The sequence below is a fragment of the Streptomyces sp. NPDC002884 genome (genome assembly GCF_040295245.1).
Classification (GTDB): domain Bacteria; phylum Actinomycetota; class Actinomycetes; order Streptomycetales; family Streptomycetaceae; genus Streptomyces.
In genome coordinates, this window is record NZ_JBEOVB010000003.1 from 468,681 (window position 1) to 492,328 (window position 23,648).

Genomic DNA, 23,648 nt, shown 5'->3' on the forward strand with positions numbered 1-23,648 from the left:
TGTGACCAGCTGGGCCGGCCGGACCGCGGTCGAGATCGCCGCCGCCGTACGCGCGAAGGAGGTCACGCCCCGTGAGGTGGTGGCCGAGCACCTCGCGCGGATCGAGCTGCTGGACGGCCGGATCGGAGCGTTCCGCACGGTGCGGGCCCGGGCGGCCCTGGCCGAGGCCGACGCGCTGGCCGCCCGGGGCGACCTGACCGGACTGCCCCTGGCCGGGGTGCCGGTGGCCGTCAAGGACAACCTAGGTGTGCGGGGCGAGTCGACCCGGGTCGGCTCGGCCGCGACACCGGACACCCCGGCCGACGCCGACCATGTCACGGTGGCCCGGCTGCGGGCGGCCGGCGCGGTGGTCGTGGGCCTGACCAACGTGCCCGAGCTGTGTGTCTTCGGCACCACGGAGGGCGTGCACGGCACCGCCCGCAACCCCTGGGACACCTCCCGCACGGCGGGCGGCTCGTCGGGCGGCAGCGCGGCCGCGGTCGCCGCGGGCCTGGTGCCGATCGCCCTCGGCAACGACGGCATGGGCTCGCTGCGCATCCCGGCGGCCAACTGCGGCCTGGTGACCATCAAGCCGGGCCACGGGGTGGTGCCGGCCGGGATCGGCGAGGGCGACTGGTTCGGGATGTCGGAGAACGGTCCGCTGGCGACGACGGTCGAGGACGCGCGGCTGATGCTGTCGGTCCTCGCGGACACGGACATCGCGCCGGCCGGCGAGCCCGGCGGGCTGAAGATCGCCGTCTCCGTGCGCAGCCCCCTGGCCGGGGTCACGGTGAGCAAGCCGTACACGGGCGCCGCGCGGGACGCGGCCGGGGTGCTGGTCCGGGCGGGACACCAGGTGGAACGGGCCGAGCCGCCGTATCCGCTGTCGCTGGGCGTCACCTCGCTGGCGCACTGGACGGCGGGCACGGCCGTGGACGCCGCGAGCCTCGACCCCCGGCTGCTGACCCGGCGCACCCGGGTGCACGCGGCCGTCGGCCGGCGCTTCCTGTCCGGGGTGCGCGGCGGCTCGGCACGGGACGCGCTGCGCCGACGTCTGGAGCCGTTCTTCGCGGAGTACGACGTGCTGCTCACCCCGGCGCTGGCACGACGGTCGCCGAGGTCGGCGCCGTGGCACGAGCGGGGCTGGCTGCGCAACGTCCTGGTGAACACGAACTACTCGCCGCTGACACCGCCGTGGAACCTGACCGGCTGGCCCGCCATGGCGGTCCCCTTCGGCACCCTGCCGTCCGGTGCTCCCACCGCGGTGCAGCTGGTGGGACTGCCGGGCCGCGAGGGCGAACTGCTGCGACTGGCCGAGCAGTTGGAGAGTCTGCGTCCGTGGCGACGGACGGCTCCGCTCGACTGAGCGGAGCAGCGGGCCCGGTTCGGGCGTGCCTGGCGCACACCCGAACCGGGCGACCGCGAGCGGTTCAGTCCACGCTGGGCAGGATGTGGGGCTCGGCGAGGTCCTCCTCGTAGCCCGCCAGGCGGATGGGGGCGGAGCGGGCCCACACGTCGAGGCTGCCGATCTCGCCGGGCCGGCGGCCGGCCCGCTCCGGGCGTTCCTTGGGGCGTTGCTCGCGATTCGTCTTCTCCGGTGTCACCGCGCACTCCTTATGTGTCGGGTCACCCTCGGGGCGTGCCGGCCAGTCTGCGGTCCGGCGCCTGACGCTCCCTCGGGCCTGGCTCAAGTCGGTCGAGGACGCGGTGGCGCCGGCAACTTCTTGGAGGGCGAGCCGTTGTGAAGCGGCCTGTCCCATGACGGACCGTGGGTGTGGGTGGCACTCCGTACTGCTGTCCGTCCGCTACACATTAACCAAATGAGCGGGTGGCCGCTCGATAGGGCTGAAAATTTGGGGTAACCATGGCAAGTCACCCGTATGTCATCGCAGGTGAATTGAACCCTTTTCCACCCTGATGCACCTTCTAGGTTCACCCATCCGGGGGATATTGCTGGGCGTGGCGGCCCAGAGAGGCCGCACATTCGCCCATGAGTCCGCCGCGCAGTTCAAGCGCCGTTCGTCCGGTCGCAAGCAGGCCATGGTCTGCTGGCGTCCGGCAACGGCGGTCTCGCGGAAGGACTGACGCATGGAGCTGCGCAGCGTCGAGGAGCTGATGGACCTGCTGTACGCCTGCCGGGGCGTGCGGGACACCCCGGCCCGCGGTGTGCCCGGCGTCGACCTGCACGATCACGCGCTCCGGACGGCGGCACTGCTGCGCCGCGGCCGCCCCGCCGACAAGGAGCTCCAGCTCACCGGGCTCGTCCACCCCGTCGGCCACCTGCTGTGCCCCGCCGACGCCACCGGCCGGCCGGAACGGGCCGCCGCCGCCGTACGCCCCCTGCTCGGCACCCGCGTCTCCCGCCTCGTCCGGCTGCACCCCTGGCACGGGCCCACCGCCGACGACGATCTGCTCAGCCTGCGCCAGGCCGACGAGGACGGCCGGGCGGCCGGGTTCGACGCGGGCGTGCTGGAGGACTGGCGCACGGTGCTGGAACTCGTGGCGGCACGGAACTCGCGTCTCGGGGCTGTCGACTGACGGACCGTCATGAGACGGTACGCCGATGACGTCGTCGTACGGGTTGCAAGGCAGGGCCGCCGTCGTCACGGGGGCCACACGCGGGATCGGCTGGGCGGTGGCCCGGGCGCTCGCCGACGCCGGGGCGCGGGTGTGCGTCAGCGCGCGGGATCCGGACCGGGTCCGCCGCACGGCCCGGGAGCTGGACGGCGTCGGACTGGCCGGAGACATCGGGGACCCCGGACATGCGCGGAAGCTGACCCGGCTGTGCCTGGACGCGTTCGGCCGGCTGGACGTGCTGGTCAACAACGCGGCGACCAACCAGCCCTACGGGCCCCTCATGGACGCCGATCCCGGCGCCTGGCGGGAGGCGTTCACCGTGAACGTCGAGGCGCCGCTGCGGCTGGTGCAGTGCGCGTGGCGGGGCTGGATGCGCGAGCACGGCGGTGTGGTCGTCAACATCTGCACGGAGGGCGCGGGACACGTCGGCCCCGGCGTCGGCGCCTACGGCACCAGCAAGGCGGCCCTCCTCCACCTCACCGGGCAGCTCGCGGGCGAACTGGGTCCGGGGGTGCGGGTGAACTCCGTCTCCCCCGGCCTGGTACGGACCGAGATGGCCCGGTTCGTGTGGGAGCCGGGGGAGGCGGAGATCGCGCCGGGTCTGCCGCTCGGCAGGATCGGCGAGCCGTCGGACGTGGCGAGGGCGGTGCTGTGGCTGGCGTCGGACGAGGCCGACTGGGTCACCGGCGCGGACCTGGTGGTGGACGGCGGCACGAGGGTACGGGCCGCGCGTACGGCGTCCCCGGGGGACGACCGGTCACGCGCGACCCGTACCCCGGACCGTCACCACTTGCCCGGCGCGTAGTCCTTCAGGAACACCCCGTACAGGTCCTCGCCGTGCTCGCCGCGCACGATCGGGTCGTAGACACGGGCCGCGCCGTCGACCAGGTCGAGCGGGGCGTGGAAGCCCTCCTCGGCCAGGCGCAGCTTGTCGTAGTGCGGACGCTCGTCGGTGATCCAGCCGGTGTCGACCGAGGTCATGAGGATGCCGTCGGTCTGGAACATCTCCTGGCCGCTGGTCCGCGTCACCATGTTCATCGCGGCCTTGGCGGCGTTGGTGTTCGGGTGCCCGGCGCCCTTGTAGCCACGGCCGAAGACGCCCTCCATCGCCGAGACGTTGACGATGTACGCGCGCCCGCTGGCCGCCTTCCCGGCGGCGTCGGCCATGGCCGGGCGGAGCTTGCTGATCAGGATGAACGGCGCCGTGTAGTTGCACAGCTGGGTCTCGAGGAGCTCCACCGGGGAGATCTGCTCGATGGTCTGCACCCAGGTGTTGGTGTCGACGACGTCCGGGACCAGGCCGCCCGCGTCGATGGCGGTGCCGTCGAGGTGCCGGGCGATGCTGGCGTTGCCCGCGACCAGGGCGAGGTCGGCGACCTTCTGCGCGTCCGGGCCGCCGGTGCCGAGCGGCAGCGGGGCGAGACCGTCGACCGCGCCCGAGTTGAAGGCGCCGATGACGTGGTGGGCGGGCAGCTCGCCGGCGGGCAGCGGGGCGCTCTCGCCGCCCACCAGGGCGGCGTAGGCGGAGGGCAGCCGGCGCACCGTCTGCGTCGCGTTGTTGACGAGGATGTCGAGCGGGCCCGCCTCGGCCACCCGGTCGGCGAGCGCCACGACCTGCGCCGGGTCGCGCAGGTCGATGCCGACGACCTCCAGGCGGTGCATCCAGTCGCCCGAGTCGTCCATGGCCTTGAAGCGGCGGATGGCGTCCTTGGGGAAACGCGTCGTGATCGTGGTGTGGGCGCCGTCCCGCAGCAGCCGCAGCGCGATGTACATGCCGATCTTGGCGCGGCCGCCGGTGAGCAGCGCGCGCTTGCCGCCGAGGTCGGCACGGGCGTCGCGGCGGGTGCGGTTCTGGTCGGCGCAGTCCGGGCAGAGCTGGTGGTAGAAGTAGTCGACCTCGACGTACCGGGTCTTGCAGGTGTAGCAGGAGCGCGGGCGCTGGAGTATCCCGGCGATCCTGCCCTCCTCGGTGACCGAGGACGGCAGGATGCCCTCGGTCTCGTCGTCGATGCGCTGGGCGGAGCCGGTCGCGGTGGCCTCGGTGACCGCCTTGTCGTGGGCGGTCTTGGCGGCCCGGCGGTCCTGGCGGCGGCGCTGCTTCACGGTGCGGTAGACGCCCGCGGTGGCCCGGCGCACGGCGATCGCGTCGGGATGGTCGACGTCCAGCCTGTCGAGCTCGTCCAGCACGGCGAGGCAGACGGCGAGCCGCTCCGGATCGATGCCGGGCCCGTACACGACCTCGTCCACGACCTCCTCCGTGACCGCCGTCGAGCCGTCCTCTGTCACCGTCATCGCGCTGCCGCTTCCCTGATCACCCGTGCGGCGCTCCGACCGAGTCCGCCCTCGAAGGACGAATTTTACGGAGCGCCGGGCCTCTCCTCCAAACCCGTTCCCGTCAAGAGCCGCAGGCCGTGATGAGCGTCTCCACCTCGGCGGTCAGGGCGCGGGCGAACCGGTCGAGGTCGGGGACCGCCTCGGCGTCGGCGACGAGCCCGTAGTGGATCCGGCCGCGATAGGTGGAGACGGCGACCGCCAGGGCCTGGCCGCGGGCGAGCGGGGCGTACGGGAAGACCTCGGTCACCGGGTTCCCGCCGAGCTTCAGACCGAGGCTGGGCAGGGGCACGCTGGTGACGAGGATGTCGAACCAGAGCCGGGCGGCCTGGCCGACCAGCGGGCCGCCGAGGCGGTGGCCGAGGGCCGGGACGTGGTCGGCGAGCAGGGCGACGGCGCCGGCGCCGCGGCCGGGCCCCGCGTCCTTGTTGCGGTCCATGGCGGCGCGGACCGTGTCGAGGCGGCGCAGCGGGTCCGGGTCGTCGACGGGAAGCCTCATCAGGTACCCGGAGAGCCGGTTGCCCTGCGGATGGGCGGTGCGCGGGCGGCGCTTGGAGACGGGAATGAGCGCGCGCGGCACGACGCCCTCGCTGCCGTCGCCGCGTTCGTCGAGCCAGCGGCGCAGGGCCCCGGCGACGACCGCGATCAGCACGTCGTTGACGGTGCCGCCGGCGACCTTGCGGATCCGGTGCACGTCGTCGAGCTCGATGACGACGCCCGCGGTGCGGCGGGTGCCGGTGGGCGCGGCGGTGAGGGCGGGGGTGGGGCGCATGCCCAGGGTGTGCACGGCGACGGAGGCGCCGATGTCGAGGGCGCGGCCCACGTCGGAGACGGCTCCGCGCAGGATGTCGGGCAGTCTGCGCACGTCGGCCAGACGTCCGCGGGCCGGTTCGGCGGGACGGGGGCGGGGCGCGGGCAGATCCATCGGGTCGAGGACGGCCGCGGCCAGGGCCAGGGCGCGCAGGCCGTCGGCGAGGGCGTGGTGGAACTTGAAGAGCACGGCGAAGCGGTCGCCGTCCTCGGCGGGCAGGACGTGGGCCTCCCAGGGCGGGCGGCCGCGCTCCAGAGGGCGTTCCATGAGCCGCCCGGCCTCGGTCTGGAAGTCGGCCGCGGGCGCGTGCAGCGTGACGTGGTGCAGGGGGTCGAAGTCGGGGTCCGCCTCCCGGGTCGCTCCGCCGAAGGCGAGCGACCGGCGCAGGTCGAACGGTTCCGAGCGGTCGAACGGCCGCCACATGTCCCGGATCCGCATGCGCAGACCGGGGACGGCGGCGGCGCGGGCCGCGAGCAGGTCGGCGGCGTGGGCGCCCGCGGTGGGCGACTGCGCCGTGAAGACGCCGAGCGCTCCCAGGTGCATGGGGTGCTCGGCCGACTCGAGGTTCCAGAACGCCAGGTCGAGGGGGGCCAGCAGATCATCAGCAGTCAAGGGCTTGCCTCGCGTCGGCTAAGAGTGGAGGCCATCAGTCAAGCGCGCCCGGGCGATTACGGTCAAGTACGATCAAGCTACACACAGTTAACAGCGCATTAAGTTCAGGGCACCTGCTGGCCCTTTCCCAGGGCTATCACGCCGCCCTTCGACACCGTGTACAGCTCCGCGTCCCGCTCCGGGTTCACGCCGATGGTCGCACCCGGGGGGACCTCCACGTTCTTGTCGAGGACCGCCCCGCGCACGACCGCACCCCGTCCGATGTGCACGTTGTCGTGCAGGATCGAGCCCTGCACGACAGCTCCCGGGTCGACCACCACACCCGGCGACAGCACCGAGCGGGTGACCTGACCGCGGATCAGGCACCCCGAACTGATGATCGACTCGCTGGCGATGCCGCCCGCGTTGAAACGCGCCGGGGACAGCTGGCCCGAGTGGGTGTAGACGGGCCAGCTGCGGTTGTACAGGTTGAAGGCGGGGCGCTCGGCGATCAGGTCCATATGGGCGTCGTAGTACGCGTCGAGCGTGCCGACGTCCCGCCAGTAGCCCTGGTCCCGGGTGGTCTCGCCGGGCACGTGGTTGTCGTGGAAGTCGTACAGCTGGGCCTCGCCGCGCTGGGTGAGCTGGGGCAGGATCGAGCCGCCCATGTCGTGGACGGAGCTCTCGTCCTCGGCGTCCCGCTGGAGCGCCTCTATCAGCGCCTTGGTGGTGAAGATGTAGTTGCCCATCGACGCGAACACGCACTCCGGGTCGTCGGCGAGCCCGGGCGGGTCGGCCGGCTTCTCCAGGAAGCGCTCGACCGTCAGCCCGTCCGAGCCCGGGGTGATCACCCCGAAGGAGGAGGACTCGACGCGCGGGACACGGATCCCGGCCACGGTCACGCCCGCGCCGCTGTCGATGTGCTGGGTGAGCATCTGGCGCGGATCCATGCGGTAGACGTGGTCGGCGCCGAACACGGCCACGTACTCGGGCCGTTCGTCGTAGATGAGGTTCAGCGACTGGAGGATGGCGTCGGCGCTGCCGAGGTACCAGCGCGGGCCGAGCCGCTGCTGGGCCGGGACCGGCGTGATGTAGTTGCCGAGCAGGCTCGACATCCGCCAGGTGGTGGTGATGTGCCGGTCCAGGGAGTGCGACTTGTACTGCGTCAGCACACAGATGCGCAGGATGTCGGCGTTGACGAGATTGGACAGCACGAAGTCGACGAGCCGGTACGTGCCGCCGAACGTGACCGCTGGTTTGGCGCGGTCGGCCGTCAGCGGCATCAGGCGTTTGCCCTCACCGCCCGCCAGCACGATTCCGAGCACCGAAGGCCCACCACGACGCATGGCCGCTCCCCTCACCCTGGTTGACACCATGGTTGCCCCCGGCCGGGGGAACTAAGCCTGTTTGACGATCTCCTCGTACAACCGGACCGTCCGCCGGGCCACCGCGTCCCAGCCGAACTCCCCCACCGCGCGCGCCCGTCCGGCCTCGCCCGTCCGGCGCCCGGCGGCCGGGTCGCCGAGAACGGCGTCCAGCGCCCGCGCGAGGCCCGCCTCGAAGTCCTCGTCCACGTCCACGAGCGTCCCGGTCACCCCGTCCTCGACGACCTCCGGGATCCCGCCGACCCGGGAGGCCACGACGGGAGTGCCGCAGGCCATCGCTTCCAGATTGACGATGCCCAGCGGCTCGTACACCGAGGGGCAGACGAACACGGCCGCGTGCGTGAGGAGTTGGATCACCTCGGGGCGCGGCAGCATCTTCGGGATCCAGTGCACGCCGTCCCGGGCCCGGCTCAGCTCGGCGAAGAGGTCGCGGAACTCCTGGTCGATCTCTGGGGTGTCGGGCGCCCCCGCGCACAGCACGACCTGCGCCGCCGGGTCGATGTCCCGTACGGCGCGCAGCAGATGGGGCACGCCCTTCTGCCGGGTGATGCGGCCGACGAACAGCACGAACGGGCGGTCCGGGTCCAGGCCGATCCGGGTCAGGGCGTCGGTGCCGTGATCGGGACGGTAGAGGTCGGTGTCGATGCCGTTGTGGACGACGTGGACCCGGTCCGGTGCCAGTGTCGGGTAGCAGGCGAGGATGTCCTCGCGCATCGCGGTGGAGACGGCGATCACCGCGTCGGCGGCCTCCACCGCCGTCCGCTCGGCCCAGCTCGACAGGGCGTAGCCGCCGCCGAGTTGCTCGGCCTTCCAAGGCCGCAGCGGCTCCAGCGAGTGCGCGGTCACCACGTGCGGAACGCCGTACAGCTCCTTGGCGAGGTGGCCGGCGAGGTTGGCGTACCAGGTGTGGGAGTGGACGAGCTCGCGGCCTTCGAGGGCGGCCGCCATGGCGAGGTCCACGGAGAAGGTGCGCAGCGCGTCATTGGCGCCGTCCAGCGCGGACCAGGGGCGATGCCGCTGGACCCCCTCGGTGCGGCCCTCGCCCCAGCAGTGCACGTCCAGGTCGACGAGCCGCCGCAACTCACGGGCGAGGAACTCGACATGGACGCCCGCACCGCCGTACACGTCCGGGGGATACTCCCGGGTCAGCAGTCCCACTCGCACCCGGAACCCCCACTCTCAGCGACCGGCTCCCTTCATGGTCACCCAGACGGGGCGCGTGGGGAAGAGCGCGGGGGTCGTGTGAAGCAACAGTCGCCGCAGACGCCCCCGCCGGGCACCCGGTAGTACAGACAGCAGCTGCGGCGGCGGAAGGCGGCGCCGGGCGGTGTCCCGGTGTCCGCGAGGAGGGGGTGGGTGAACAGTTCGGCGGTCAGGGCACGCGCGCGTGCGGCGAGGTCGGGGCGGCCCTGCGCGCGGGCCCACAGGTCCAGCCGGCGGGCGGCTCCGGCCAGCGCCGATCCGGAGTTGCCCCGCAGCAGGCCCGGCGCGACCCGGTGGCGGGCGCGCAGCGCGGCGGAGAGGGGTTCGAGGTGGCCGTCGAGGATCGTCGCGGCCACGGTCGCCGCGTCCCCGGGCAGGGCCCGCACCTCGGTCAGCCACAGGTCGTCCGGGGCGGTCGCGTCCGGGTCCCAGCGCAGCAGCCCCGGCGCGAGGTCGGGGACGCTCCCGTACAGGACGGCGCAGCCCAGGGCCACCGACCAGAGCCGGGCCGCGAGGCCCTGCTGCGCCACCGAGGCCCCGATCCGGTCCTCGGGGGCGTGCAGGGCCCGGGTCACCTTGCGGACCCGGAGGGCCAGCGGATCCCCGTGGACGTCCGGTCCCGCGCTCCCGGGGGCCTCCTGGCAGGCCTTCGCCGTATAGGCCCGGGCGAGGGTCGGCAGCGCCGCGGCCGGCTCTCCCGGGCCGCCCGGTGAGGTGCGCAGGGCGAAGAACGGGCCGAGCGGGCCGAGCGCGGCGAGATCGGGGTCGAGGTCCACGAAGTGCAGTAGTACCAAGGAGGGTAGGGGTCGCGCTCAGGGGGATCCCTGGTCCGTCACCCGCCTGAGGGAGGACAGCGGGCTCCCAGTACTCCATCGGTAGTAGGACTTATTGCGTGCTTAGGTACGACGACGGGAACAGATCGACAAGGCATCGTGTTGGTTATGAGAGCCGACCGTTCGCCGCGCCGGGCCCCGCGCCCCCGCCTCACGCAGAGGAGCAGCTCATGAGCGCCCTCGCGTTGTCCGTGGTCCTGTCGCTCGTCTCCGCTGTCGCGTACGCGGCCGGGGCGATCGTGCAGGAGCAGGTCGCGCTGTCCTCGCCCGTCAAGGAGTACGCCCCGCTGCGCCGTCCGGGCTGGTGGGCCGCGGTGGCGCTGAACGGTCTCGGCGGACTTCTGCACGTGGTGGCGCTCGCCTACGGTCCCCTCAGTCTGGTTCAGCCGCTCGGCGCGCTGACCATCGTGTTCGCTCTGCCCATGGCCGCGCTGTTCGTCGGCCGCAGGGCCGGGGCGACGGCCTGGCGGGGCGCGATCATGGCGACGGTCGGTCTCGCCGGTCTGCTGTCCCTGGTGGGGGCTTCCGACGCGCAGTCGCTGAGCACCCCGCAGCGGGTCAGCGTGGCCGTGGTCACCGCGGGCGCGGTCGTGGCCCTGATGGTGGCCGGCCGGGCCGCCCACCGGCACCCGGCGGTCCGCAGCATGCTGCTGGCGACGGCGTCGGGCATAGCGTTCGGCATGTCGTCGGTGTTCACCAAGACCGTCGCGGTCGACTGGACCGGCGGCGTCTCGACGGCCGACGTGCCGTCCCTGGCCGTGATCGGCGTGCTGGCCACGGCCGGCATGCTGCTGTCGCAGGCCTCCTACCGGGGCGCGGGCCTCGAGGCCCCGCTGGCCACGCTGACGGTGGTCAACCCGGTGGTGGCGGCCGCTGTCGGCATCACGATGTTCGGCGAGACCTTCCGCTACGGCACCACGGGCACCGTGCTCGCCCTGGGCTGCGGTGTGGTGGCGGCGGGCGGACTCATCCTGCTCACGACGGAGCGCCTCCAGGGCGCCCGGCCGGAGACGGCGGCGGCCGCCGTCCCGGCCTCGCGGACACCGGCGGACACCGGTACGGCGAAGGACCGGGCCATCGCCCCGGCCCCGGTGGCCGAGGAGACCGCGAGCGCGACGGGCGGGCTGCGGTTCCCCGAGCAGCCGGGCGCGCCGCTGCCGCGGGACGTGCGGCCGGCGGAAGCGGCACGGGAGAACCTGAGGCTCGCCGGTGCGGCGCCGGCGGAGCCGCGGTCCGCACAGGTGCCGGAGGAACGGATCGTCCTGTCACCGACCACGGTCGTCGACGGCGAGGACCGCTACGAGGAGGACCCGCCGGGCGGGGACGTGCCTCCGTCGTTCTACACCCCGCTGTACGGAGGTCTGTACGTCCCGATGCCGGTCGTGGACCGGCATCGGGAGCGAGTCAAATCTTGACGCCGCCGGCCCGGAGATACGACACCGGGTCGACGTCCGTCCCGAAACCGGGCCCGGTCCGCACCTCGAAGTGCAGATGCGGGCCCGTGCTGTTGCCGGTGGAGCCGGACCGGCCGATGCGCTGCCCGCCGCTCACCGACTGCCCGTCCCGTACGGAGATCGCCGACAGGTGGGCGTACTGCGAGTAGCGTCCGTCGGCGTGCCGGATGATCACCTGGTAGCCGAAGGAACCGGCCCAGCCCGCGCTCACCACCTCGCCCGACGTGACCGCCTTGACGGACGTGCCGGTGGGGACGGGGAAGTCGACGCCGGTGTGGTAGCCCTTCGACCAGGACGAACCCGTCGCGTGGTACGGCGTCCCGGTGGAGGCGCTGACGGGTGACACGAGGGAATGGCCGGTCGTCGCCTTGCCGTCGGTGTCCTTGGTCCTGGTGCTCTTGGCCGGCTTGCTCTCCTTGGCGCCCGAGGAGGTCTTCGGCTTCTTCGTGCCGGACCCGGTGCTGCTCGGGGCCTTGACCGCGGCGCCCGCCCGGCCGTCCAGGCTGAGCCGCTGGCCCGGGATGATCAGGTCGGGGTCGCCGCCGACGGTCGTCCGGTTGGCGGCGTAGAGCCCCCGCCAGCCGCCCTTGACCTCCTCGGTGTCCGCGATGCCGGAGAGGGTGTCGCCGCGGACCACGGTGTACATCTCGGCGGTGCCCGCGCGGGACTGCGGTGTGCTCTGGGGCCGTACGTCGTCCAGGGACGTCTTCGACGACGTGGACGACTTGGCGGACGACCCGGACGGCGTCGCCCGCTTGCCGGACGGCTCCGCGGACTTCGTCGAGGTGCCGCTCGGGTGGATGTCGGGGGCGTCGCCGCCCCGGCTCAGTCCGGCCCGCACCGAACAGACGGGCCAGGCGCCCGGCCCCTGTCCGTCCAGCACCTTCTCGGCCACGGCGATCTGCTGGTCCTTGGTGGCCAGATCCGCACGGGGCGCGTACCGCGTACCGCCGTACGCCTCCCAGGTGGACTGGGTGAACTGGAGTCCGCCGTAGTAACCGTTGCCGGTGTTGATGTTCCAGTCGTTGGTCGACTCGCACGCGGCAACCTTGTTCCAGGTGTCCACGTCGGCCGCTTGAGCTGCGCCGGTGCCGATCAGCGGCAGTGCCATACCGGCACCACCCGCCGTGACGGTGAGTGAGGCCCGGTTGATCCTGTTCGGCTGATACCGGCGGTGCCGGCCGCGTACGGCCATGGAGATCCCCCTCGACATGCGTCAGGAGGGGCAAAAATAAGGGCGGCGAACAGGCCATGACAAGGCGACAACCGGCCGCTCCGACGCGCGGGCCGACATCGGACGCCCCGGGCGGGAATCCGGCCGCGGAACCCGTCAAGATGGTCACAGGACGACACTGACCGAATGCACGGGCACACCCCTGGAGGAGCCAACCGTATGAGCACTTCAGCTCAGATCGGCGTCACGGGACTCGCGGTCATGGGCCGCAATCTCGCCCGCAACTTCGCACGCAACGGCTACACGGTCGCACTGCACAACCGCACGGCGGCCCGGACGCACGCCCTGGTCGAGGAGTTCGGCCACGAGGGCGAGTTCGTCGCCGCCGAGACCGCCAAGGAGTTCGTGGCGGCACTGGAGCGGCCCCGCCGCCTGGTGATCATGGTGAAGGCCGGCGAGCCGACCGACGCCGTGATCCGGGAGTTCGCCCCGCTGCTCGAACCGGGCGACATGATCATCGACGGCGGCAACGCGCACTTCGCCGACACCCGCCGCCGCGAACGCGAACTGCGCGAGCAGGACATCCACTTCGTCGGCACGGGCATCTCCGGTGGCGAGGAGGGCGCGCTGCACGGCCCGAGCATCATGCCGGGCGGCTCACCCGAGTCCTACGAGTCGCTGGGCCCGATGCTGGAGAAGATCTCGGCGAAGGCGGCGGACGGGGCGCCCTGCGTCACGCACATCGGCCCCGACGGCGCCGGCCACTTCGTGAAGATGGTCCACAACGGCATCGAGTACGCCGACATGCAACTGATCGGCGAGGCCTACCAGTTGCTGCGCGATGTCGCCGGGTACGAGCCCGCGCAGATCGCGGACATCTTCCGCACCTGGAACACCGGCCGCCTCGACTCCTACCTGATCGAGATCACCGCCGAGGTGCTGTCCCACGTGGACGCGGCGACCGGCCGGCCCTTCGTGGACGTGGTGGTCGACCAGGCGGAACAGAAGGGCACCGGCCGCTGGACGGTCCAGATCGCCCTCGACCTGGGCGTTCCGGTGTCGGGCATCGCGGAGGCCGTCTTCGCGCGGTCGCTGTCGGGGCACGCGGAGCTGCGCGAGGCCTCGCGCGGCCTGGCGGGACCGAAGGCGGCCGCGCTGGGCAAGGCGGAGGCGCAGGCCTTCGCCGACCGGGTGGAGCAGGCGCTGTACGCCTCGAAGATCGTGTCGTACACGCAGGGCTTCCACGAGATCGCGGCGGGCAGCGAGGAGTACGGCTGGGACATCGATCTCGGCGCCGTCTCCTCGATCTGGCGCGGAGGCTGCATCATCCGCGCGGCCTTCCTCGACCGGATCCGCGCCGCGTACGACAACCGGGCCGACCTGCCGAGCCTGCTCTCCGACGAGACCTTCGCCTCGGAGATCGCGGCGGCGCAGGACCCGTGGCGCGAGGTGCTGGTGTCCGCGACGCTCCAGGGCGTGCCGACGCCCGGGTTCGCGGCGGCGCTCGCCTACTACGACGCCTTGCGTGCGGAGCGGCTGCCTGCGGCGCTCACCCAGGGACAGCGGGACTTCTTCGGGGCGCACACCTACCGGCGGGTGGACCGCGAAGGCGCGTTCCACACCCTGTGGGGCGGCGACCGGTCGGAGACGGAGGCGTAGTCCTCCTCGAGAGCATGACGGTGGGCGGCGGTCCCCCGCCGCCCACCGCGTCCTGCGCTCCTGCCGTCCTGTCGTCCCGCTGTGCGGTCAGGTGAGGGGTGGGCCCGGTTCCGGGCTGGGGACCGGTTCCGGGCCCGGCGGGACCGGTGACGGGGACGGGAAGGGATCCGGAGGCGGGCCGGGCCGCGGCGGCGGAGTCGGGTCCGGTCCCGGCGGCGGCTCGGGAGCGGGCACCGGGCTCGGGAACGGCTCCGGAGGGCCCGGGTCCGGCCCCGGCGGCGGACCGGGCCGGGCGGGATCGGGCTGCACGGGGTCCGGGTGGACGGGGTCGGCGTACGGGTTCGTCATGGTGTCCTCCGGCCGGATGTGAGGCGTGGCTCTGGACTCCTCCCCCGCGTACCCGGGGCGGCCCCGGCCACTCACCCGGGTGGGCGCGACCGGCCGGCACCTCGTACGGTGCCGCCGGCGCGCCGGTCAGAAACGGCCGGGATGCGCGCGCAGCCAGTCCTTGGCGGCGCGCAGCAGCTCGGGGTCGGCCGCCGGAGCCTCCTCGGGGTGCCGCTCGGCCCACTTCACGACGTACGGGCAGAGCGGCGCCACCGGGATGCCCTCACGCTCGGAGGCGGCGTACAGCTCCCGCGCCAGCGACCCGGCGATGCCCTTGCCCTCGTGGGCCGGCTCGACGACGGTGTGCACCGGCACCAGGGCCGGCGCGGGCGACTCCAGGACGAAGTACTCGATGCGACCCACGACTTCACCGCCGTCGCCGAGGGCTTCGAGGCGGCCCGCCGCCCGGTCGTCGCGGATCTCGATGTCGCTCATGGGCACTCCCGGTGCGATGCGTGCGATGGCTGCTGCGGTCAGACCGACACCGCCTGCGGACTGCGCTCCTGGTCGGAGCCCGGTACCGGCTCCGAGGGGTCCGCTCCGAGGGCCACGATCCGGTTGTCACGGTCCACGTGCACGACCCGCGGCTCCAGGGCCCGCGCCTCGGCGTCGGTCACCTGAGCGTAACTGATGATGATCACCAGATCCCCGGGGTGCACGAGGTGGGCGGCGGCCCCGTTGATGCCGACGACACCCGAGCCGCGCTCGCCCTCGATGACATACGTCTCGAGCCGCGCCCCGTTGGTGATGTCGACGATGTGGACCAGCTCCCCCGGCAGCAGATCGGCAGCGTCCAGCAGGTCGGCGTCGATGGTCACCGATCCCACGTAGTGCAGGTCGGCCTGGGTGACGGTGGCACGGTGGATCTTGGACTTGAACATGGTGCGCAGCATGGAGACACTCCCGAGTCGTCTGCTCCCTGCCCGCTCATTGCAGGTCAAGGGCGTCCTGCGGAGATTACAACGATTCGCATGTGCGGTCAGCTGTCGTCAGGTGTTCCAGGACTCACACCGAACCGTTGCCGATCTTCTTGACGAACGACCCGGTCGATGCGCGGCCGCAGGGGGGGCGCGTCCGCCGCAGCTCCGTTCGTCGCTCCGTTCGGCGGGCGGCGTGACGCCGCCCGCCGAGCGCGGATGTCCGGGAACCGACTCGGTCACGTGGACGCGGTGCTCGTCCGAGCGGGCGACGGCGTTCTGTGGTCGTCGTCCGGCGCCGGGTCGGCCGGTTCGGGCGGCCCGGCGTGGCCGGCTCCCGGGGCCGGGTGTCCGAGGGCCGGGTCGGTGCTCTCGCCGAGGAAGCCGCCCGACTGGTGCTGCCACAGCTTGGCGTAGGCGCCGTGCGCGGCGAGCAGCTCCTCGTGGGTGCCCTGCTCGACGACGCTTCCGTGGTCGAGGACGACGAGGCGGTCCATGCCGGCGACGGTGCTGAGACGGTGAGCGACCACGAGGGCCGTGCGTCCGTCCATCAGCCGCCACAGGGCGTCCTGGACGAGGAGCTCGCTCTCCGAGTCCAGCGCGCTGGTCGCCTCGTCGAGCAGCAGGACCGGGGCGTCCCTCAGGATGGCCCGGGCGAGGGCGACGCGCTGGCGCTGGCCGCCCGAGAGCTTGACTCCCCGCTCCCCCACCAGGGTGGCGAAGCCGTCGGGGAGTTGGTGGGCGAACTCCGTGACGTGCGCGGCCGCGGCAGCCGCGTGGATCTCGTCGTCGGTGGCGCCGGGCCGGGCGAAGGCGATGTTGTCCCGCAGGCTGCGGTGGAACATGGCGGGTTCCTGCGGGACGTAGGCGATCAGTGAGCGCAGGTCGGTCTGGCACAGCCGGCTGATGTCCTGCCCACCGATCAGGATGCGTCCGTCGTCGATGTCCGACATCCGCAGCAGGAGCCGGGTGAGCGTGGTCTTGCCGCCGCCGGACCTGCCGACCAGACCGATCCGCGCGCCTGCGGGGACGTCCAGGCCGAGTCCCCGGAAGATCGGTTTCGCACCGGCATGGGCGAAGGTCACCGCCTCGAAGCGGATGCCGGTGTCCTTCGGTGCGAGCTGTTCGGGTTCCGTCGGGTCGAGCACGGTGGGCGGATCCAGCAGCAGCTCCGTGAACTGCGCGGCCTCGGTCATCGAGCTTTCCAGACGCCGGTAGATCTGGTTGAACTCGAACATGATCTGGGTGGCGTTGGAGTAGTAGGTGAAGGCGACGACGACCTCCTCCACTCCCTGGCCCGGGCCGCCGAACGCGATGGCGACCGTCAGGCCCAGCACGTTGGTCAGCACGGACATGGGGGCGATCAGGGTGTCGACGCGCAGATTGCCGTAGTCCCACGACCTCAGCGTCAGACGCCGGGAGTCCGCGACGCGGCTGCGGTGTTCGTCGGCCTCCCGCCGCTCGGCCGCGAACGCCCGGATCGTCTCCATGTTCATGAGGCTGTCGGCGACGTGGCCGGAGACGCGGGCGATCGCCGCCTCACGGTCGTTGACGAGCCGCTGCCGGCGACGGATCAGCGGTGTCGCGGCCACCACGGTCAGCGCGATCATCACCAGCAGGCCGACGACGAGCATCGGTTCGTAGCTCCACAGCACCACGGCACCGAAGACCAGCGGGACGAGACTGCCCACGATCCGGTACGTCACCGTGTCGACGAAGTCCTCGAAGCGCTTGCCGAAGCTCAGCACCCGTTTGGTCAGGGAGCCGGCGAAGTTGTCGTGGAAGAACGCCGCGTCCTGCGCGAGGAGTTCGTCCATGCCGCTCACGTACAGGTGTTCCATGCCGAGGGCGTCCACCCGGTTCAGGTAGTGCTGCCCGACCCGCCACACGGCCTCGGCGAGCAGCAGCGTCACGCCGAAGCCCAGCACGTACGGCAGCGCCGAGGTGAGGGTGAGGCCGTCGTCGTCGGCGGCCTGACCCGCCAGTTTGGCGATCAGCAGGGGGGCCACGTAGCGGGTGCCGATGTTGCCCACGGCCGGCAGCAGCAGCGCGGGCAGGGCCAGCCGTCGTAGTCGCGTCAGTTCTCGGCCGTAGCGGCGCAGTGCCAGAACGACCGCGCTGCGGCCCGGCGTCGGACCTCGCGTGTCTGTAGTCCCCATCACACTCCCGGAGGTTCGGAAGTCGGAAGTCTCCCGTCACGGGACGTCTCAGGTCCAGGCATTTACCGCGGACCGGCGAGAACCGGACACAGTGGCATTCGGCGGACGCAGCGGACGTTCCCGGTACTGAGCCGCCGCCGGGACGCCGGACGCCGGGCGGGACCCTGCTCCCGCCCTCCGGCCGATCCCCGGCGAGAGCGGGGCGGTTGAGTAGCGGTCACTCATGCCGTGCCGCACCTGCGCCCCGCACTCTCTGGCGGAGCAGTGCACAGTCGGCATCGATCAGGAGGCACAGGTATGAGAGGTATGAGAGGTATGAGAGGTATGAGAGGTATGAGAGGCAAGTTACGGCGCCGGGGCGCGATGGCGGCGGTGGTCGCGGCGCTGAGTGCCGGGGGGATGATCCTGGCGACCACCTCCGCGGCCGCGACCACGGCCGGATCCACGATCGCGGCCACGTCCGAGTCCGCGTCCGTGGCCGGGTCCGCGTCCGTGGCCGGGTCCGCGTCCGTGGCCGGGTCCGCGCTGCTCACGGTGGAGGTCGGGGCGGCCGTCTTCAACGGCCGCAGCCTCGCCTCCGGTGAGGTCGGGATCCCGGATCTCTGGTCCGGGGACAAGCTTCTCGCCACCTGCTGGAGCACCGGCGAGGACCTCGGCGGAGGAAACCGTTGGTACCTCACCCTCTACGAGCGCTACAGCCGCTTCAACGGACTCGAGCTGACCGTGACCGGGTGGACCTACGCGCCGTACGTGGACAACAGCGCCGCGTCCAAGTCGCTCATCACACACTGCTGACCGGACGGGCATCGCGCCTCCTCCACCAAGAGGCCGGTGGCCGGCGATCCAGCGCACCTCCGGTGTGCGCCGGGGCCGTGACAGGTCCCCGGCGCACACCGGAGGTGCTTCGCTGCGCCGGCGTGCGCCCCGGTTCACCCGTTCGCCGTGCATCCACCGTCGCCGTCAGCGGTGAAACCTCCAGTACGCACCTCCTCGCACCTCCCAGCACCGCACGGCACCTAACGGCACCGCAAGGCATCGCACCGCATCGCACGGCACCGCACCTCACCGGAGCACTCCATGAACGCGCGCGTATGACCGCCCACTGGCTCTTCGGCGACCAGCTCGGGCCTCACTTCCTCACGCCCGGTGAGGACGGACCGGAACGCGACTCGCCCGTCGTGATGATCGAGGCGCGGTCGGTCCTGCGGCGGCGCCGCTTCCACCGCGCCAAGGCCCATCTCCTGCTCTGCGCGATGCGCCACCGGGCCGCGGAACTCGGGGACCGGGTGCGCTACGTCAAGGCGGACACCTACCGCGAGGGACTGCGTGAGGCGGTCGGCGACAGCGCGGTGACGGTGCACCACCCCACCTCGCGCGCCGCTCTCGGGCTCGTCCGCGCGCTGGACGGTGTGCGCGTCCTGCCCGCCCGGGGATTCCTCGTCCCGCAGGAGGACTTCCGGGCGTGGGCCGACGGTCACGGGGGCGAGCGGCTGCGCCAGGAGGACTTCTACCGGTGGGTGCGCCGAGGCCACGACCTGCTGATGGACGGTGAGGAGCCGGCGGGCGGCCGCTGGAACCACGACCACGACAACCGTGAGCCCGCGCCCACCGGCGCCCGTACGCTCGACGCCCCGGAGCCGTACCGTCCGCGCGAGAACGGCATCGACGACGAGGTGCGCCACGACCTGGACCGCTGGGAACGCTCGGGAGAGGTGTCGTTCGTCGGGCGGGACGGCCCGCGGCTCTTCCCCGCGTCCCGCCGGGAGGCCCGCAACGCCCTGCGGCGCTTCGTCGAGCACCGGCTCGCCGGGTTCGGCCCGCACGAGGACGCCATGCTGGCCGCCGATCCCGTGCTCAGCCACAGTCTGCTGTCCTCGTCGCTCAACCTGGGGCTGCTGGATCCGCAGGAGTGCGTCGGCCTCGCCGAGGCGGCCTGGCGCCGCGGTGACGCGCCGATCAACAGCGTCGAGGGATTCGTGCGCCAGATCGCGGGCTGGCGCGAGTACGTATGGCAGCTGTACTGGTACTTCGGCGAGGACTACCGGCGCAGCAACACCCTGCGCCACCACGCCCCGCTGCCGGGCTGGTTCTTGGAGCTGGACGCGGAGGCGGTCACCGCGCGCTGTCTGTCCACCGTCCTGGCTCAGGTACGGGACAGCGGCTGGACCCACCACATCCCGCGGCTGATGCTGCTGGGCAGCCATGCGCTCCAGCGGGGATGGGATCCGGCGGCGGTGACCGACTGGTTCCACCGCTGCTTCGTCGACGGCTACGACTGGGTGATGCTGCCGAACGTCGTCGGCATGTCCCAGTACGCCGACGGCGGGCGGATGACGACCAAGCCGTACACCTCGGGCGGCGCGTACGTGCACCGGATGAGTGACTTCTGCGGTCCCTGCGCGTACCGCCCGACGGTGCGGGCGGGCGAGGACGCCTGCCCGTACACCGCCGGATACTGGGCGTTCCTGCATCGCCACCGCTCCCGGCTAGAGCGCAACCCGCGCATGTCTCAGGCCGTACGGGGGCTCGACCGTCTGACCGACCTCGACGAGCTGCTGGAACAGGAACGGCTGCGCGGGGACGGGCCGCCCTGACGGCCTCTCCCACCCGGGCGCCGGCGGGGCCGGCGGTGCCCGTCGGGGCAGGTCGGCCTGCCCCGACGGCTCCTGACGGACGCGCACCGCCCCCGTAACGTCGAGCAGTGAGCATTTGGACTTCCCTCGAACCTTTCTCGGCCACCGTGGATCCCGGTGGCAGCACGACCGTGCGGCTGCGGCTGCGCAACACCGGTGACGTGGTCGACGAGTACCGCTTCGAACCCGTCGGTGACATCGCGCCCTGGACCACGGTGGAGCCGGCCACCCTGCGGCTGTACCCGGGGACGACGGGGACGGTGGAGCTGACCTTCGCGCCGCCGCGTACGCCCGACGCGACGGCCGGCCCGAACCCGTACGCGGTGCGGATCACCCCGACCGAGCATCCGGAGGCGGTGACCGTTCCCGAGGGGAATCTGACGATCGCCCCCTTCACGGAGATTCGGGCCGAGCTCGTCCCGCCGACGGTGAAGGGCCGTTTCCGGGGGCGGCCGAAGCTGGCGGTCGACAACCTCGGCAACACGAAGCTGACCGGGTCGCTCAGCGGCAGCGACAACGGCGACCAACTGTCGTACGACATCCAGCCGGGCAGCTTCCAGATCGAGCCCGGCCGGGCCGCGTTCGTGAAGGCCACGCTGAAGCCCCGGCAGATCATCTGGTTCGGGTCCAGGACGGAACGGCCCTACACCCTCGCGGTGAAGCGGTCGGGGGTGACGCCGCTCACGGTCGAGGGCACCTATGTGCAGCGGAGTTTCCTGCCCGGCTGGCTGGCCAGGACGCTCGGGATCCTCGTCGCGCTCTCGATCGCCCTCGTGATGCTGTGGATCGCCTACAAACCCAACGTCACCAGCACCGCCCGGGAGTTGCAGGAGGTCGCCGTCAGCACGCTGTCGCCCTCCCCCTCACCGCCGCAGGCACCGCCTTCGGCACCTGCCGCGTCCGCGGCGCCCGCCGAGTCGGCCCCGCCTGCCGCGTCACCCTCCGCGCAGGCCGGCGCGGGCGGCGGCGCCGCGTCCCCGTCGGCCAAGCCGAAGCCCCCGAGCGTGCTGCCCGCGTCCGACATCATGCTGCGCAACCCGACGACCAAGATGTGCGCCGACCTCCCCGCCGCCGACGACGCCGATTCGGCGGGCCGGGTGGTGCAGGCCGCCTGCGACGAGGACACCGGCGGCACCCAGCGGTGGAACCTGGAGGTGAAGTACCCGAAGCTGGGCCCCGGCGGCACGGCTCTCTTCCAGATCCGCAACGTCGACGACCAGTTGTGCGTGGATCTGCCGGACTACGGCGCGAAGCCGATCAGGTCCCCGATCCTGGAGTACGCCTGCGCCGGAACGACCGCCGACAACCAGCTGTGGTGGCTCGACAAGCAGGACAGCGGCAACTACTGGATCCGCAACTACGCCGGCAACAACGCGTGCCTGGACGTCGCCGGATACAGCACCGGCGGCAGCGGAGCCCACCTCACGCTCTTCACCTGCTCCAACACCGACGACCAGGAGTGGCAGATCATCCATCCCGCGGATTCCTGAGGCGCGGTCCGCCCGCCCCTCGACGACGTCCACCTGCCCGACGAGGGGAGCCCGCGAGCACGGCCGAGTCACGGTTCGGGAAAACCGCGGCTCGGCGCGGGGTGTGCGGGAGCGGATCCGGGTGAGAGGTGGAGGGACATGAGCACACGGTTCGTAGGGATGATCACGGGCGCGGCCCGGTCGGCCCCCGGCGGCACGGTACGCCGCCGGGGGCCGGCGGCCGCCCCTGTCGCGCGCACACCCGCCCCGGCGCCCGGGCCCGCGTCCGGGCTCTCCGGGGCAGCCCTGTCCGCCGACCCGTACGCCGGCGAGGCACGTCGTGCCCTCCGGCCCCGGCTGCCCGCCGCCTGGTGGCCGGCGCTGCGGCGTACCCCGGCGTCCCTGTGGAACGACGACATCACGGACTACGCGGCGGCGCTGACGTACTACGCGATCCTGGCCGTGCTCCCCGCGATGATGGTCACCGTCCTCGCGTTCGGGCTGATCAGCCCGGACACGGCCGAGGAGTTCGTCACCCACGTCACCGCCTACGCCCCGGCCGAGTCCGGCGCCGACCTGCACGCCGTGCTGTCCCGTGCGCTGGGCGCCGACCGTACGGCCTGGCCGCTGCTGGTGGCCGGCGCGACCAGTGCGCTGTGGTCGGCCTCCAGCTATCTCGCCGTCTTCCGGCGGGCCCTGCACCACATGCACCGGACCGAGGACCGGCGCTCGCCCTGGCGCAAGGCGCCCCGCATCCTGCTGACCGCTCTCGCCCTGCTGGGACTGCTCCTCGCCGGTTCCCTCGTCCTGTTGCTGACCGGTCCGCTGGCCGAGGCGGCGGGCCGGATCATCGGCGTGGGCACCACCGTGACCTTGGCCTGGAACGTGCTGCGCTGGCCGCTGTTGCTGTGCCTGGTCGCTCTCCTGGTCGTGGTCGTCTTCCACACCGGTCCGGCCCCGGCCCGTCTGCGCCGGCACAGTCTGCCGGGCGGCGCGCTGGCGGCCGCACTGTGGCTCGTGGTCTCGGCGGGCTTCGCCTGGTACGCCGCCGGCCTGAACGCGTACAGCAGGCTCTACGGCTCGCTCGCGGGCGTCGTCGTCTTCCTCGTCTGGCTGTGGCTGTCCAACCTCGCCCTGCTGACGGGGGCACAGTTCGCCGCGGAGCTCTCCCGGTCGCGCGGTCACGGTCGGAGCGCGGGGAAGCCGTCCCCGGCGCCGTAGCCCTCGTACGGCCGCCCGGGCCCGCTCCCGGTGCCGGCACCGGCACCGGCACCGCTGCCCGCGGACCGCTGCCCGCGGCCCGCCGCCGGGCGCCACACCGGCGGCGCCCGGCACATGACGTTCGGTCAGTCGGTGGGCATCAGGACGGTGTCGATGATGTACACGTTGGCGTTGGCGGTCTTGACGTTGCCGCAGACCACCTTGGCGGAGTCCTCGACGGTGTAGGACTCGCCCGAGCCCGAGGTGGTCAGCTTCGACTTCTCCAGCGTGTCGAAGGAGCCGTTCTCCAGGTCCTTCGGGGTCAGCTTCCGGCCCACCACGTGGTAGGTGAGGATCTTCGTCAGCTGGGCCTTGTCGGCCAGGACCTTGTCCAGGGTGGCCTTGGGGATCTTGGCGAAGGCGTCGTTGGTCGGGGCGAACACGGTGATGTTCTGGGCGTTGTTGAGGGTGTCGACCAGGCCGGCCTTCTTCACCGCGGTCACCAGCGTGGACAGCGCCGGGTTGTTGGACGCCGCGGTGGCCACCGGGTCCTGGGCCATCCCGTCGAACGAGCCTGCCCCGCTCGTGGGCACCGTCGAACAGGCCGGACCGAACGGCTGGTCCGCCGTCGAGGTGCTGCCGGAGCCTCCCATGCTGTCGTCGGAGGCGGTCGCCGAGGCCGAGACCTTGCCGGTGGAGTCCGCGCTGCCGGAGTCGCTGCCGTTGTCCGAGCAGGCACTCAGCGCCAGCGGCAGAACGGCGGCAGCGGCCACGGTCATCGCGACACGGCGGATACGGGTGTTCATGGTGTTTCTCCTGTGGTTCATCGCGGCGAGCGCCGCGTTCCTGTGGGGTGGTGAAAGGTGGCTTGAGGGGATCGGTCGGC

Annotated in this window: 20 protein-coding genes; 9 read left to right on the forward strand and 11 right to left on the reverse strand. The window is 72.4% G+C overall.

What is annotated here, in order from left to right:
• Position 1: 1 nt before the first annotated feature.
• Complete coding sequence (locus ABT070_RS09480) at positions 2-1,345, forward strand: amidase (protein WP_351757027.1); 1,344 nt, start codon at positions 2-4, stop codon at positions 1,343-1,345.
• A gap of 64 nt (positions 1,346-1,409) precedes the next feature.
• On the opposite strand, the gene ABT070_RS09485 is transcribed toward ABT070_RS09480, so the two are convergent.
• The gene (locus tag ABT070_RS09485; RefSeq protein ID WP_020127513.1) at positions 1,410-1,583 is read right to left on the reverse strand and encodes a hypothetical protein; all 174 of its coding nucleotides are present in this window, start codon (positions 1,581-1,583) and stop codon (positions 1,410-1,412) included.
• A 484-nt stretch (positions 1,584-2,067) separates the two neighbouring features.
• Between ABT070_RS09485 and ABT070_RS09490 the strand changes: the two genes are divergently transcribed.
• Together ABT070_RS09490 and ABT070_RS09495 are read left to right on the forward strand one after the other, a co-directional pair.
• Entirely contained in the window at positions 2,068-2,517 is a 450-nt protein-coding gene (locus ABT070_RS09490) for a hypothetical protein (RefSeq protein ID WP_351757031.1), read from the forward strand.
• A 25-nt stretch (positions 2,518-2,542) separates the two neighbouring features.
• Positions 2,543-3,361: an SDR family oxidoreductase gene (locus ABT070_RS09495; protein WP_351757034.1), complete on the forward strand. Its 819-nt coding sequence runs from the start codon at positions 2,543-2,545 to the stop codon at positions 3,359-3,361.
• Here the strand turns inward: ABT070_RS09495 and ABT070_RS09500 are convergent.
• The 5 genes from ABT070_RS09500 to ABT070_RS09520 form a co-directional block, all read right to left on the reverse strand.
• Positions 3,340-4,848 carry an SDR family NAD(P)-dependent oxidoreductase gene (locus ABT070_RS09500; RefSeq protein WP_351757036.1) on the reverse strand — a complete coding sequence of 503 codons (1,509 nt, stop codon included), beginning with the start codon at positions 4,846-4,848 and terminating at the stop codon, positions 3,340-3,342. The two genes, ABT070_RS09495 and ABT070_RS09500, sit on opposite strands and share 22 nt — an antisense overlap.
• A 103-nt stretch (positions 4,849-4,951) precedes the next feature.
• Entirely contained in the window at positions 4,952-6,310 is a 1,359-nt protein-coding gene (locus tag ABT070_RS09505) for a wax ester/triacylglycerol synthase family O-acyltransferase (protein ID WP_351757039.1), read from the reverse strand.
• A gap of 104 nt (positions 6,311-6,414) precedes the next feature.
• A complete protein-coding gene (gene glgC / locus ABT070_RS09510) occupies positions 6,415-7,635 on the reverse strand; it encodes a glucose-1-phosphate adenylyltransferase (protein ID WP_351757042.1) in 1,221 nt (406 codons plus the stop codon).
• Between the two features lie 51 nt (positions 7,636-7,686).
• A complete protein-coding gene (gene glgA / locus ABT070_RS09515) occupies positions 7,687-8,838 on the reverse strand; it encodes a glycogen synthase (protein ID WP_351757045.1) in 1,152 nt (383 codons plus the stop codon).
• A 38-nt stretch (positions 8,839-8,876) separates the two neighbouring features.
• Positions 8,877-9,653 carry a (2Fe-2S)-binding protein gene (locus ABT070_RS09520; RefSeq protein WP_351757048.1) on the reverse strand — a complete coding sequence of 259 codons (777 nt, stop codon included), beginning with the start codon at positions 9,651-9,653 and terminating at the stop codon, positions 8,877-8,879.
• 227 nt (positions 9,654-9,880) lie between these two features.
• Here ABT070_RS09520 and ABT070_RS09525 point away from each other — a divergent pair, with 227 nt between their 5' ends.
• Positions 9,881-11,125 (forward strand): DMT family transporter, encoded by a 1,245-nt coding sequence (locus ABT070_RS09525; protein ID WP_351757051.1) that lies wholly within the window; start codon positions 9,881-9,883, stop codon positions 11,123-11,125.
• Here ABT070_RS09525 and ABT070_RS09530 read toward each other — a convergent pair.
• Complete coding sequence (locus ABT070_RS09530) at positions 11,115-12,359, reverse strand: transglycosylase family protein (RefSeq protein ID WP_351757054.1); 1,245 nt, start codon at positions 12,357-12,359, stop codon at positions 11,115-11,117. The genes ABT070_RS09525 and ABT070_RS09530 overlap by 11 nt on opposite strands.
• Positions 12,360-12,557: 198 nt before the next feature.
• Between ABT070_RS09530 and gnd the strand changes: the two genes are divergently transcribed.
• A complete protein-coding gene (gene gnd / locus ABT070_RS09535) occupies positions 12,558-13,997 on the forward strand; it encodes an NADP-dependent phosphogluconate dehydrogenase (protein ID WP_351757056.1) in 1,440 nt (479 codons plus the stop codon).
• A 474-nt stretch (positions 13,998-14,471) separates the two neighbouring features.
• Here the strand turns inward: gnd and ABT070_RS09540 are convergent, their stop codons facing one another.
• The 3 genes from ABT070_RS09540 to ABT070_RS09550 form a co-directional block, all read right to left on the reverse strand.
• The gene (locus ABT070_RS09540) at positions 14,472-14,819 is read right to left on the reverse strand and encodes a GNAT family N-acetyltransferase (RefSeq protein ID WP_351757058.1); all 348 of its coding nucleotides are present in this window, start codon (positions 14,817-14,819) and stop codon (positions 14,472-14,474) included.
• A gap of 38 nt (positions 14,820-14,857) precedes the next feature.
• Positions 14,858-15,277 (reverse strand): aspartate 1-decarboxylase, encoded by a 420-nt coding sequence (gene panD, locus ABT070_RS09545; RefSeq protein ID WP_020127501.1) that lies wholly within the window; start codon positions 15,275-15,277, stop codon positions 14,858-14,860.
• A gap of 263 nt (positions 15,278-15,540) precedes the next feature.
• Positions 15,541-17,460, reverse strand: coding sequence for an ABC transporter ATP-binding protein (locus ABT070_RS09550; RefSeq protein WP_351757060.1), 1,920 nt, complete (start codon positions 17,458-17,460; stop codon positions 15,541-15,543).
• Between the two features lie 333 nt (positions 17,461-17,793).
• Between ABT070_RS09550 and ABT070_RS09555 the strand changes: the two genes are divergently transcribed.
• From ABT070_RS09555 to ABT070_RS09570, 4 genes are all read left to right on the forward strand, one after another.
• Entirely contained in the window at positions 17,794-18,255 is a 462-nt protein-coding gene (locus ABT070_RS09555; protein ID WP_351757063.1) for a hypothetical protein, read from the forward strand.
• Positions 18,256-18,551: 296 nt separating this feature from the next.
• Positions 18,552-20,054, forward strand: a complete 1,503-nt coding sequence (locus ABT070_RS09560; RefSeq protein ID WP_351757065.1) for a cryptochrome/photolyase family protein — start codon at positions 18,552-18,554, stop codon at positions 20,052-20,054.
• Positions 20,055-20,161: 107 nt separating this feature from the next.
• On the forward strand, positions 20,162-21,583 hold the full coding sequence (locus ABT070_RS09565) for an RICIN domain-containing protein (protein WP_351757068.1): 1,422 nt from the start codon (positions 20,162-20,164) through the stop codon (positions 21,581-21,583).
• A 285-nt stretch (positions 21,584-21,868) separates the two neighbouring features.
• Positions 21,869-22,783, forward strand: coding sequence for a YihY/virulence factor BrkB family protein (locus ABT070_RS09570; RefSeq protein WP_351757366.1), 915 nt, complete (start codon positions 21,869-21,871; stop codon positions 22,781-22,783).
• A 125-nt stretch (positions 22,784-22,908) separates the two neighbouring features.
• Here ABT070_RS09570 and ABT070_RS09575 read toward each other — a convergent pair whose 3' ends face one another.
• Positions 22,909-23,568 (reverse strand): fasciclin domain-containing protein, encoded by a 660-nt coding sequence (locus ABT070_RS09575; protein WP_351757071.1) that lies wholly within the window; start codon positions 23,566-23,568, stop codon positions 22,909-22,911.
• Positions 23,569-23,648: the final 80 nt, after the last annotated feature.